This window comes from Roseococcus sp. GW821-FHT12F05 (assembly GCF_058806835.1).
In genome coordinates this window covers 84494-96707 of record NZ_JBXAQB010000004.1, presented here as the reverse complement: position 1 = coordinate 96707, position 12214 = coordinate 84494, and the positions used below count along the sequence as shown (strand labels likewise).

General features: G+C 71.0%; 12 protein-coding genes. 3 read left to right on the top strand and 9 right to left on the bottom strand.

Annotated features, from left to right (window positions below):
- Positions 1–25: 25 nt before the first annotated feature.
- Positions 26–556, top strand: coding sequence for a DUF2239 family protein (locus AC1ROY_RS12330; RefSeq protein ID WP_493149119.1), 531 nt, complete (start codon positions 26–28; stop codon positions 554–556).
- On the opposite strand, the gene AC1ROY_RS12325 is transcribed toward AC1ROY_RS12330, so the two are convergent.
- From AC1ROY_RS12325 to ileS, 8 genes are all read right to left on the bottom strand, one after another.
- Positions 534–1073 (bottom strand): sugar O-acetyltransferase, encoded by a 540-nt coding sequence (locus AC1ROY_RS12325; protein WP_493149458.1) that lies wholly within the window; start codon positions 1071–1073, stop codon positions 534–536. The two genes, AC1ROY_RS12330 and AC1ROY_RS12325, sit on opposite strands and share 23 nt — an antisense overlap.
- A 14-nt stretch (positions 1074–1087) precedes the next feature.
- Positions 1088–2716, bottom strand: a complete 1629-nt coding sequence (gene pgi / locus AC1ROY_RS12320; protein WP_493149118.1) for a glucose-6-phosphate isomerase — start codon at positions 2714–2716, stop codon at positions 1088–1090.
- Between the two features lie 129 nt (positions 2717–2845).
- Complete coding sequence (locus AC1ROY_RS12315) at positions 2846–4126, bottom strand: M16 family metallopeptidase (RefSeq protein ID WP_493149117.1); 1281 nt, start codon at positions 4124–4126, stop codon at positions 2846–2848.
- 135 nt (positions 4127–4261) lie between these two features.
- Positions 4262–5641 carry a M16 family metallopeptidase gene (locus AC1ROY_RS12310; RefSeq protein WP_493149116.1) on the bottom strand — a complete coding sequence of 460 codons (1380 nt, stop codon included), beginning with the start codon at positions 5639–5641 and terminating at the stop codon, positions 4262–4264.
- A 135-nt stretch (positions 5642–5776) separates the two neighbouring features.
- The gene (locus AC1ROY_RS12305) at positions 5777–6745 is read right to left on the bottom strand and encodes a 2-hydroxyacid dehydrogenase (RefSeq protein ID WP_493149115.1); all 969 of its coding nucleotides are present in this window, start codon (positions 6743–6745) and stop codon (positions 5777–5779) included.
- 132 nt (positions 6746–6877) lie between these two features.
- The gene (locus AC1ROY_RS12300) at positions 6878–7429 is read right to left on the bottom strand and encodes a DUF3035 domain-containing protein (RefSeq protein ID WP_493149114.1); all 552 of its coding nucleotides are present in this window, start codon (positions 7427–7429) and stop codon (positions 6878–6880) included.
- 32 nt (positions 7430–7461) lie between these two features.
- Entirely contained in the window at positions 7462–7965 is a 504-nt protein-coding gene (gene lspA / locus AC1ROY_RS12295; protein WP_493149113.1) for a signal peptidase II, read from the bottom strand.
- Positions 7962–10784 carry an isoleucine--tRNA ligase gene (gene ileS, locus AC1ROY_RS12290; RefSeq protein ID WP_493149112.1) on the bottom strand — a complete coding sequence of 941 codons (2823 nt, stop codon included), beginning with the start codon at positions 10782–10784 and terminating at the stop codon, positions 7962–7964. Before ileS ends, lspA begins: the two co-directional genes overlap by 4 nt.
- A 198-nt stretch (positions 10785–10982) precedes the next feature.
- Here ileS and AC1ROY_RS12285 point away from each other — a divergent pair, with 198 nt between their 5' ends.
- The gene (locus AC1ROY_RS12285) at positions 10983–11186 is read left to right on the top strand and encodes a hypothetical protein (protein ID WP_493149111.1); all 204 of its coding nucleotides are present in this window, start codon (positions 10983–10985) and stop codon (positions 11184–11186) included.
- Between the two features lies 1 nt (position 11187).
- Here the strand turns inward: AC1ROY_RS12285 and AC1ROY_RS12280 are convergent, their stop codons facing one another.
- A complete protein-coding gene (locus tag AC1ROY_RS12280; protein ID WP_493149110.1) occupies positions 11188–11436 on the bottom strand; it encodes a hypothetical protein in 249 nt (82 codons plus the stop codon).
- A gap of 140 nt (positions 11437–11576) precedes the next feature.
- Between AC1ROY_RS12280 and AC1ROY_RS12275 the strand changes: the two genes are divergently transcribed.
- A complete protein-coding gene (locus AC1ROY_RS12275; protein ID WP_493149109.1) occupies positions 11577–12080 on the top strand; it encodes a YaiI/YqxD family protein in 504 nt (167 codons plus the stop codon).
- Positions 12081–12214 lie beyond the last annotated feature (134 nt).

Genomic DNA, 12214 nt, shown 5'->3' with positions numbered 1-12214 from the left:
AGCGCATCACAGCGAGCATCCCGACATGGACCATCCCGTCACCTGCGCCGCCTTCGCCGGCTCCCGCCTCCTGGCCGCCGGCCCCTTGGCCGAGGTCGCCCTCGCCGTGCAGGCGGCCGCCGAGCCGCAGGGCACGGTCCTTGTGCTCGACGACCGCACCGGCCGCGTCATGGACCTCGACCTGCGCGGGACGCCTGCCGAACTGGCCGCGCGACTCGGCGATCCCCCGCGCGAGCGGGGACGCCCGAAGCTCGGCGTCGTCGGCCGCGAGGTCACGCTGCTGCCGCGGCAGTGGGAATGGCTGGCCACACAGCCCGGCGGCGCTTCGGTGGTGCTGCGCCGGCTGGTCGAGGAGGCACGGCGGAAGGATGCGCAGGGCCGTCGCGGCGCACAGGACACGGCTTATCGTGCGATGACCGCGCTGGCCGGCGACCGGCCCGGCTTCGAGGAGGCCCTGCGCGCGCTCTACGCCGACGATCGCGCGCGCTTCGAGGCGCAGATCGAAGCCTGGCCCCGGGACATCCGCGCCTACGTCACGCGGCTGGCGTTCCCCTGACCCGCGCCGGATTGCCCATGGCCGTCGCGCCCGCCGGCACGTCGCGCGTCACCACCGCGCCCGCGCCGATCACCGCGCCGTCGCCGATGGTGACGCCCGGCAGGATCAGCGCGCCGCCGCCGATCCAGACATCCGTGCCGATGCGGATCGGCCGCCCGAACTCCAGCCCCGCGGCGCGCGTGGCGGCATCGCGCGGATGATCGGCCGCCAGGATCTGCACACCGGGACCGATCTGCGTGCGATCGCCGATCGCGACCGGCATCACGTCCAGGATCACGCAGTTGAAGTTGAGGAAGGCGCCGGCGCCCAGGCGGATGTTCCAGCCGAAATCGCAATGGAAGGGCGGGCGGATCACCGCCCCCTCGCCCACCTCGCCGAGCCGCTCGCGCAGCAGCGCGAGGCGCATGGCGGGGGTGTCGATGCAGGCGGCGTTGTAGTGCGCGAGCCAGGCGGCGGTGGCCGAGAGCTCCGCCTGCAGCTCGGGATCGGCGCTGCGGTAGAACTCGCCGGCCAGCATCTTCTCCCGCTCGGTCACGCCTGTCCCTGCAGCCGCAGCACCTCGGCCAGCAGCCCGGCCGTCGAGCCGTCGTGGCCGGCGCCGCGCGCCCCGGCCTCCAGCTCGCGCACCAGGGGATTGGCCAGCACCTTGCCGAGCTCCACGCCCCATTGATCGAAGGGGTTGATCCCCCAGACCGCGCCGAGCGTGAACACCTTGTGCTCGTAGAGCGCGATCAGCGCGCCCAGCGTGAAGGGATCGAGGCGCGGCAGCAGGATGGTCACCGAGGGCCGGTCGCCCGGGAAGATTTTGTGCGGCACCAGCCGTGCGATGGTGGCCTCGTCGGCGCCGGCCTTTCGCATGTCCTCCGCCACCTGCTCCGCGTTGCGGCCGGCGAGCAGCGCCTCCGCCTGGGCGAGGCCGTTGGCCAGCAGGATGCGGTGGTTCTCCGCATGGGTGTGGTCGGGCTTCGCGATGAGGATGAAATCCACCGGCACCGGCTTCGGCCCTTGGTGGACGAGCTGCATGAAGCTGTGCTGCGCCGAGGTGCCCGGCTCGCCGAAGACCACTGGCCCGGTGGAGCGCGTGATCGGCACGCCCTCCACGGTCACACGCTTGCCCAGGCTCTCCATCTCGAGCTGCTGGAGATGCGCCGGCAGCCGCCGCAGCCGCTCGTCATAGGGCAGCACCGCGCGCCGCCGCAGCCCCAGCCCGTTCACGTGCCAGATCTCCGTGAGCGCCAGCAGGACAGGGAGGTTCTCCGCCAGCGGCGCCTCGAGGAAGTGGCTGTCCATCGCCGCGGCGCCGTCGAGCAGCGCCCGGAAGCGCTCCCAGCCCAGCGAGAGCGCCAGCGACAGCCCGATCGCCGACCACAGGGAAAAGCGCCCGCCCACCCAGTCCTCGAAGGGGAAGACGCGGTCGGGTGCGATGCCGAAGGCGGCCGTGTCCTTCATGTTGGTCGAGAGCGCCGCGAAATGCGCGGAGGCCCCGGCCGGGCCGACGCTCGCCTCCATCCAGCGCTTCACCAGCCGGGCGTTGGCCATGGTCTCCTGCGTGGTGAAGGTCTTGGAGGCGACCAGCACCAGGGTCCGCCGCGCGTCGAGCAGCGGCAGCACCGTCTCCCAGCCATGGCCGTCGACATTGCCGAGATGGATCGGCCGCATCGGGTCGCCGGCGCGCCAGAGCGCACGCCCCACCATCACCGGGCCAAGGTCTGAGCCGCCGATGCCGATGTTCAGCACGGTGTCGAAGCGCTGGTTGGTGGCGCCGCGGATCTCGCCGTGGTGCACGGCTTCCGTGAATTCGCGCATCCGTGCCAGCGTGGCCCTGGCCTCCGCGCATTCCTCGGCCGCGTGCGGGAGCTGGCTGCGCAGCGCCATGTGCAGCGCCGCGCGGCCCTCGGTCGGGTTGGCGATGCCGCCCGAGGCCATGACCGCGCGCTTGCCCTCGACATCGGCCGCGACGGCAAGGTCCAGCAACGCGGCCTGCACCTCCGGCGAGATCGAGGTCTTGGAGCGGTCGAGGAGAAGGCCGGCGCCGCGCTGGGAGAATTTCGCGAAGCGGTCCGGGTCGGCGGCGAAGAGCGCGCGGATCGCTCCGCCCCCCGGCGCGGCGGCCAGACGCTCCAGTCGCGCCCATGCGCTCTCCAACCTCGAATCGTTCATGCCTGATCCATCCGGAGTGATGAAACAGGTTAACAGCGCCAAGCCGTTGGACGAAATCCGGCTTTGCGTCGCCCGGCTTTGCGTCGCGGTGTCGGGAGGTGGCGGAGCCGGGTTGGCGCCGCCGTCCCGTCACAGCCCGACCGGTTCCCCGGCCACCGCCAGCACGAGGCCGTCGGGCTTCAGCACCCGCGCGGCGACCTCGGCCACCTTCGTCCGGTCGATCGCCGCGAGCCGCGCCGGCCGGCCGGCCAGCCATTCCGGCGCGCGCCCCGTCTGCCGCAGGTTCAGCATCAGCGAGGCGGTGCGGCGGCTGTCGGTGAACTGCAGCGGCAGCGAGCCGCCGAGGAAGGCCAGCGCATCCGTCACCTCCGCCTCGGTCGGGCCGTTGGCCGCCATCTCCGTCCAGGCGCTGCGGATCAGGCTCCAGACCTCGCCCACGCTGGCATTGGCGGTCTGCACGTTGCCGATGATGACGGCGCGGCCGAAGAGCAGGTCGAGCCCCGCCCCGATGCCGTAGGTCAGCCCGCGCTCCTCGCGCACCGACTTCATCAGCCGGCTGGTGAAGCCGCCGCCGGCCAGGATGCGCAACGCAACCTGGAAGGCTTCCCAACCTGGATCGGTCGGCAGCAGCCCGTCCTGGCCGAAGACCAGCGTGGATTGCGGCGCGGCCTTGGGCCGCATCGTCACGCCATAGGCCGCGAGGTCGGGCAGCGGCGGCGTGTCGGGCAGCGGATGGTCGGGCAGCGCGCCGAAGAGCTCGGCGAGCAGGGCCTTCAGGCCCGCCGGGTCGATCGCGCCCGAGGCCGCGACCAGCAGCTTGCCGCGGGTGAGCTGCGCGCCCAGGCAGGCGCGGATGTCGTCCTGGCCGATCGCGTTGATGCTCTCCGGCGTCGCGAGCCGCCCGGCCGTGAAGGTCGGGAAGCCCGCCTCCCAGAAGGCGCGGCGGGCCAGGCCGGCCGGCGTCTCCAACGACTGGCGCGAGGCCAGCAGCGCCCGGGCGCGCACGCGGGCCAGCGCCTCGACGTCGAGGCGCGGCTGCGTCATCGCGAGCTTGGCGAGGCGCACCGCCTCGGGCAGCGCGTCGGTGAGCGCGCGGAAGCTGCCCTCGAAGCTGTCGCGCCCGCCGGTGAAGGAGAGGCCGATGCCGGCATCCATCAGCGCGTCGGCGAAGGCCAGGTTGGTGAGGTCGCCTGCGCCCTCGGTCAGCATGGCGGCCGAGATGTTGGCGAGGCCTTCCTTGCCGCGCGGGTCGGCGGCCGCGCCCTGCGGCCAGGCCCAGGCGAGCGAGACGACGGGGACGGAATGGTCCTCGACCAGCCAGGCGGAGATGCCGCCCTGCTCGACGATCTGGATGGGGACGGAGAAGCCGCGGCGGACCGGCAGCTCGACGCCGAACAGCGTATTAGACATTGTTTTGTGCCCTCAGACGCCGGGCGCGCGCTCCGCGCGCTTGGGTTCGCCGCGCCACGGACGCGCCGGGCCGGGAGGTGGGGTGGGCGGCGCCGGACGCGTTGCGGCCGGATCCCGGTGGGGAGATGATCTTCTTCATCCCGGCAGCAGCCAGCCGGCGGTGGCGATCTTCGGCTCGGCGAGCACCGCGCGGGCGGCCTTGTTCACCTGGTCGCGTGTGACCTCGGCCATGCGCTTGGGCCAATGCTCCACGAACTCGATGGGCAGGCCGATCGCCAGCGCGCCCCCCAGCATGCGCGGCGCGGCGCCGAGCCCGTCCAGGGCCAGCAGCGAGCCGGCCGTCTCCTGCCGTACGGCGCGGCGGACCTCGGCCTCGGAGGCGCCCTCCTGCACGAGGTCGGTCAGCACAGCCGATATCGCCGCCTCGATGCGCGCGTTGTCGACGCCGGCCCGCGGCGTCGCATAGACGCCGAAGGTGCCGACGCCCACCGTGTCGCCGTCGTAGCCGGCGCCGGCGCTCACCGCGAGGCCGGTCTCGACCAGCGCCTTGTGCAGCCGCGAGCCGGTGCCGCCGCCCAGCAGATGGGCGAAGATCTCCAGCGGATCGGCGAGGTCGGTCTCGCCCCAGGTGGCCGAGGGCGCGGCATAGGTCTTGAGGAAGCTCGACTCGCGCACGGCGGGGTCGCGGCGCTCCAGCCGGGCCTCGGGGGCCTCGGCGAGAAGCGGCGCGCGGTTGCGCGGCGGCGCGTCGCGCGCCGGGATCGGCGCGTAGAATTCGTCGGCCCAGCGGCGGAGATCGCCCTCGCGCACGTCGCCGGCCACGATCAGCACGCAGTTCGACGGCGTGTAGTGCAGCCGGTGGAAGTCCACGATGTCCTGCCGGGTGATGGCGCGGATCTCGTCCTCCCAGCCGATCAGCGGGCGGCCGCGCCAGTGCTGCGGGCCCCACATGGCGGCGTCGAAGGCCTCGCGGAAGCGGCCGCGCGGCACGGCGTCGGTGCGGGAGCGGCGCTCCTCCAGGACCACGCCGCGCTCGGATTCGAGCTCGTCCGGCGGGATCAGCGGCTCGCGCAGGCGGTCGGATTCCATCCGCATCATGAGCGGCAGACGGGAGGCCTCGACAATCTGGTAGTAGGCCGTGACGTCGCGGCTGGTGAAGGCGTTGTCCTGCCCGCCCTCGCGCGCGACGGTCTGACTGAAGGCGCCGGAGGGGATGTTCGGGCTGCCCTTGAACATCATGTGCTCGAGGAAATGCGCCACGCCCGACTTGCCCGCCGGGTCCTCGCCGGCACCGGCCGAGGCGTAGAGATAATGCGCGGCGACGGGCGCGCGGCGGTTCTCCGCCAGCACGACGCGGAGGCCGTTCCCCAGCGTCCAGGAGACCGCGCCGAAGAGCGGCTGGTCGACCCGCCGGGGCGGCGCGAGGGTGGCGGGCTGCGCGGCGGCGGGGATGGCCGGCGCGGCGAGGGTTGCGGCGGCGCCTTTCAGGGCGCGGCGGCGGGTGACGGGGTCCATGGCGTCAACATGCGACGGGACGCCGCCCGGCGCCAGCGTTCCCGGGGATTCTGATGAAGGCGTCATCATCGCGATGGACCCTCTGTCATCATCAGGTCCGCCGGAGGTCCCGCCGGCCGCGCGACGCGCGCCGCGCTACTGCAGCTCCGGAATCACCCAGAGCGGCTTCTCGCCCCGCGCCACGCGCTGGCAATTGTCGAAGGCGTTGCGGAAGCGCGCGGTCTGGTTGTCCCAGGTCGGGCCGGCATAATGCGGCGTCAGGATCACGTTCTGCAGCTTGAAAAGGGGGTTGTCGGCCGGCGGCGGCTCCTGGTCGAAGACGTCGAGGCCGGCGCCGGCGATCACCCCGCCTTCCAGCGCGGCGAAAAGCGCCTTCTCGTCGATGACCGGGCCGCGCGAGGTGTTCACGATATAGGCGCTGGGCTTCATGAGCTTCAGCTCGGCCTCGCCGATCATGTGCTTGGAGGCCGGCGTCAGCGGCAGGTGCAGCGAGACGATGTCGGAGCTGCGCAGGATCTCGTTCAGAAGCCCGAAACGGACATGCAGCGCATCCTCCTCGGCCTCGGAGACGCGGCGGATGTCGTAGTACTGCACGCGCATGCCGAAGGCATTGGCCAGCCGCGCCACCTTCTTGCCGATGGAGCCGAAGCCCACGATGCCCAGCACCTTGTCGCGCAGCTCGAAGAGCTTGGTCGAGCCCGGATTGTTGCCGCGCCAGCGGCCGCTCACCACGCTCTCATGCTGCCAGACCAGGCGGCGGCACACCGCCATCATGAGCATCATGGCGTGCTCGGAGACCGCGGTGGAATTGGCCCCGCCATTGTTGCAGACCGGAACTCCGGCGCCGCGCGCCGCCTCGATGTCCACGGTGTCGTAGCCGGCCGACAGCAGCTGCAGCAGCTTGAGTTTCGGCGCAGCGGCGTAGAAGCCCGCATCGATCGCCTTGTTGCCGAAGCCCACCAGGAAATCCGCATCGCCCATGGCCGCCTTGAAGGCGTCGCTGCCGAAGGGCGCGACGACCAGCTCCATCTCGGCGGGCGCGATCGTGCGCGCGGTGGCGATGTCGGACAGCGGGCTGTCCATCATGAGGATCTTCGGCGCCATTCGTTTCTTCCCTGGAATTGCCCGGGGCACGATACGCCCCACGGCAGTTCCGGCAAGCGGCCGGCCGGAAGAGTCTCGAACGATCGCGCCGAGACCGCAGGCTGGGGTTAACGAAGCGTCAGAAGCCCGGCGCTACCAGAGCCGCCAGCCCGTGAACCACCCCTGCCGCTGCGGCTGGATCACCGGCGTCTGCCCTTCCGACACCGGCCGCCCCAGCGCCGCGTTCTCGCGCAGGCGCTGCGCCTCGCGCGAGGCGTCCACCGGCGTGCCCGGCACCGGCTGCTCGCGCCAGAACAGCACGCGGTCCACCACCGTGCGGTCCGTGCGCTCGAGCCGCAGGCTCTCCTCGTCCACGCGGTTGCGGATGTTGTCCGGCACGTTCCGGCCGCCCTGGGCCAGCAGCGCCTGCTCTCCCGAGCTCGGCGCCGCCGAGCGCGGACCTGCCACGGCGGCCCCCGGCACCAGCGCCGATTCGGCCTGCTGCTGGGTCGTCATCTCCTGCGGGCGGGACGCGCCCGGGCGCGGCGTCGGCAGGTTGCCAAGGCTCGGCGGCATGGAGAGCGGCGCGCGGGTCGTCACCTGAAACTCGTCCGGCGCGTCGCGCGTGAGGCCGAAGCTGCGCATGGTGTCGCCGCCGCAGCCCGCCAGGAGGACGCCGAGGGCGAGCAGGGGAACGGCCTTCAAGGGAAAACCCTTGAACGGGGCTGGGGGCATCATCATGGCGCCTCTTTGCGCTGGGTTTCGGGCCGGATCAAGGCGTCTGCCACCAGGGCGAGGACGCCGCAGACGATGGCGGCGTCGGCGAGGTTGAAGACATACCAGTGCCAGCCCCCGGCGTGAACGTCGACGAAGTCCACCACCGCGCCGAACCTGACGCGGTCGATCACATTGGCGACCGCGCCGCCGATCACGGCGCCGAGCGCATAGGTCACGAGCCGGGTCTCGGCCCGGGCCAGCCAGCGGAGGAGAAAGCCGGCCACGACCAGGGCCAGCAGGGAGAGGATCAGGTGGTTCCAGCTCCCCTCCCCCGAGAAGAGCCCGAAGGTCACGCCGCGGTTCCACACCATGGTGAGGTCGAGCCCCACCGGCCCGATCAGGACCAGCGGGATGTTCCGGACCTCCGGCAGCCGCACGACCTCGAGGATCCACCACTTGCTGGCTTGGTCGAGGACCAGCAGCAGCAGCGCGAAGAGGACGCCGCGCCGGAGGGAAGGCGTCATGCGGGCAGGCTCTCCACGATGGATTCGCAGCGCAGGCAGAGCGTCGGATGGGCAGCGGATTTGCCCACCTCCTGCAGCACACGCCAGCAGCGCTCGCATTTCTGGCCAGCGGCCGCCGAGACGTCGAGACCGACCTCGGGGCCGGTTGCGATGCTGGCCTGCGAGACGATCAGGATCTCCGCCCAGTCCTCGGCGGAGAGCGTCGCGGCGGCGTCGCCCTCGGGCACGGTAAGCGCCACCGCGGCCTGCAGCGAGGAGCCGATGGTGCCGTCGCGCCGCTGGTCCTCGAGGCTCGCGGTCACGAGGCGGCGGGTGCGGCGGATGTCGTTCCACTTCGCCGCCAGCGCCTCGTCGCGCCACTCGGCGGGGAGATGCGGGAACTCCTGGAAGTGGATGCTCTCCGCCTCCTCGCCGAAGCGGGACAGCCAGGCCTCCTCGGCCGTGAAGCACAGCACGGGGGCGAGCCAGGCGCAGAGGCAGCGGTGCAGCATGTCGATCACCGTGCGCGCGGCACGGCGGCGCGGCGAGGAAGCCGCGTCGCAGTAGAGGCTGTCCTTGCGGATGTCGAAGTAGAAGGCGCTGAGGTCCATCGCGCAGAAGGCGTGGATCTCGGGCAGGACGCCGCTCCAGTCGTAGTCGGCGACGGCCTTGCGGATGCGGGAGTCGAGCTCCGTCAGGCGGTGCAGGACCCAGCGCTCCAGCTCCGGCATCTCGGACACCGGCACGCGCTCGGAATCCTCGAAGCCCGCGAGGTTGCCGAGCAGCCAGCGCAAGGTGTTGCGCATGCGGCGGTACAGCTCGGCCTGCTGCTCCAGGATGTTCTTGCCGATGCGCAGGTCTTCCGCCGTGTCGGAGTTCATCACCCAGAGGCGCAGGATGTCGGCGCCGTACTTGGCGATGACCTCCTGCGGGGCGGTCACGTTGCCGAGCGACTTCGACATCTTCCGGCCGCTCTCGTCGAGGACGAAGCCGTGGGTGAGGATGGCCTTGAAGGGCGCCACGCCGCGAGTGCCGACCGATTCCAGCAGCGAGGACTGGAACCAGCCGCGATGCTGGTCCGAGCCCTCGAGGTAGAGGTCCGCGGGGAAAGGTAGGCCGCGCGGCGGCAGGACGAAGGCGTGCGTGCTGCCGCTCTCGAACCACACGTCCACGATGTCCATCACCTGCTCGTAGTCATCGGGGTTCCGATGATTGCCGAGGAAGCGCTGCGCGGCGCCCGGCTGATACCAGGCGTCGGCGCCCTCGGTCCGGAAGGCTTCGACGATGCCGTCCATCACGGACTGGTCGCGCAGCACCTCGCCGGTCTTCCTGTCCACGAAGACGGCGATGGGCACGCCCCAGGCGCGCTGGCGGGAGATGCACCAGTCCGGCCGGCTCGCGACCATGCTGCCGATGCGGTTGCGGCCGACATCGGGCACGAAATGCGTGGCGGCGATCGCGTCCAGCGCCTTCCGGCGGATGTGGTTGCCGTCCTCCATGGCGATGAACCATTGCGGCGTCGCGCGGAAGATCACCGGCTTCTTCGAGCGCCAGGAATGCGGGTAGCTGTGCGTCAGCTTCGACTTGGCGACGAGGTTCCCGGCAGCCTCCACGGCGGCATAGACGGCGTCATGGGCCTTGAAGACATGCAGCCCCTCGAAGCCCGGCGCGTGGTGGGTGAAGGTGCCGTCGTCGTTCACCGTCTCGGGGATCACAAGGCCATAGGCGCGGCCGAGATTGAAGTCGTCCTCGCCGTGGCCGGGCGCGATATGGACGAAGCCCGTGCCGGCCTCGGTGGTGACGAAGTCGCCCGGCAGCACCGGCACGTCGAAATCGTAGCCGTGGCCCCGCAGCGGATGCGCGGCGATCGAGCCCTCCAGCGCCGTGCCCTTCACGATCTCCTTCACGACATGGGCGACGAGGCCCGCATCCTCGGAGAATTTCGGCAGCAACGGCAGCGCGACGATCACCGTCTCGCCCACCTTGAGATGGCTGCCCTCGCGGACGTCGGCCACATGCACGATCGCGTAGTCGATGTCGGGGCCGTAGGCGACGGCGCGGTTGCCCGGGATGGTCCAGGGCGTCGTCGTCCAGATGACGACGGAGGCGCCGGCGAAGGGGCCCGAGACCAGCGGGAAGCGGGCCCAGAGCGTCGGGCTCACATGGTCGTGGTACTCGATCTCGGCCTCGGCGAGCGCAGTCTTCTCCACCGGGCTCCACATCACCGGCCGCAGCCCGCGGTAGAGCGAGCCGTTCATCAGGAATTTTCCGATTTCCCCGGCAATCACGGCCTCGGACGGAAAGTCCATGGTGGCGTAGCGGTCGGGCCAGTCGCCGGCCACGCCCAGCCGCTCGAACTCCTCGCGCTGGACGCCGAGCCAATGCGCGGCATAGGCGCGGCATTCGGCGCGGAACTCCAGCACCGGCACGTCGTCCTTCTTCCGGCCGCCCTGGTACTTGCCCTTGGGGTTGCGGTACTCCTCCTCGACCTTCCATTCGATGGGCAGGCCGTGGCAGTCCCAGCCGGGGATGTAGTTGGCGTCCTTGCCGGCCATCTGGGCCGCGCGGTTGATGACGTCCTTCAGGATCTTGTTGAGGGCGTGGCCGATGTGCAGCGGGCCGTTCGCATAGGGCGGGCCGTCATGCAGGACGAAGGACGGCTTGCCCTTCGACTTCGCGCGCAGCCGGACCCAGCTGTCGGCATCGGCCCATTTCTTCAACAGCGCGGGCTCGCGCTTCGGCAGGTCGGCCTTCATGGGGAAAGCGGTGGCGGGGAGGAAGACCGTCTTGCGGTAGTCGCGCGAGGCGGTCTTGGTCTCGTCCACGGGAGCGTCGTTCATCGGGGTTCTCGTGCGCGACCGGTTCTCGGAGAATGGGCGCGGAATAGAGGGACGTGCGGGCCTGATCCCGGCCTTCAGGGGAAGGCCGGGCCGGGAATTCGGCCAGGAGCTCGTAACGTCCGGATCGCGCACATGCGGGGAGATATGCGGATGTCGGGGGGTGCCGGTCAAGCGCCGGAAGAGAGGGGCAGCTGCGTGATGCGGGTAAACCGCAGCTTCGGGGCGGATCTGGAGCCCTGTGCCGGACTGCGCCGGCTGCTGGCAACGCCGGCCGCCCGCATCGGCATCTTCGACGACCTGCGCCTGCGCCAGACGAGCCGGCTGCTGGTGCTGACCTCGCCAGCGGGCGAGGCGGTGATCGCGGAGACCTGCCCGGCATGCGGGGCCAGGCTCGTGCCGTGATTCAGTCCGCGCTCTCCCAGCCCGGCAGGAAGTCCGGGGTCTGGCCGATCGAGAGGAGCACGGCGCGTTCCATGCCGGCCCTCCCTTCCGGGGTCATGCAGGGCACGGTCTTCAGCTCGTAGACGAGACGCAGGGCCTGGCCGGTCCCGGCAAGATCGATGTCCACGGCGTATTCGTCGCACCGGTCGTCCGTCAGGCTGGCGCGCCCCACGAATTCGAGCCCGTCATCCACCCTCATATACACGTTCATGCTTTCCCCCTTCGCGCCGAGCAGGCACAGAACGCACGGCGGACCGCCATGGATGCGGCCCGGCGAAGATTTTCGCGCGGCTGATCCCATGTCCGGATCGGCCATTTCATGTTTATGACCCGGCCAAGGAGGCCATGCCCTTGACCGAGCTCTATATCGACGCCGACGCCTGCCCCGTGCGCGACGAGGCCTACAAGGTCGCGCTGCGGCTGGGCGTGGCGGTGCATGTCGTCTCCAACGGCGCGCGCGGCCTCCGCATCCCCGAGCATCCCCTGCTGCATCGCGTGATCGTGACCGAGGGCGCCGACGTCGCGGACGACTGGATCGCCGAGCGCATCACCGACCGCGACGTCTGCGTCACGCAGGACATCCCGCTGGCCGCACGCTGCATCGAGAAGGGCGCGGCGGCGCTGAATTCCAAAGGCCGTCCCTGGACCCCCGACAACATCGGCGGCGCGCTGGCCGGACGCGCTGTGGCCGAGCACCTGCGCTCGACCGGTGACCGCACGGGCGGGCCGGCGGCGATGACCCCGGCCGACCGCTCGCGCTTCCTCTCCACGCTGGACACGATGCTGCAGGCCGCCCGGAGGGGTCATGGCGGCGGGTCGGCGCCGAAGCTGCGGATCCCGCCCGGCGGGTTCTGAGAAAGCTGAACACAACCTGAATCGGGCGCATTCCCGCCATGGTTCGGCCATGTCGCGGGTGTTGGATCGCGACATTGGAGAGTTGCATCCGGTCCAGATCAGAAACGGCCGGCGCTTTCCCAAATTATCATCCT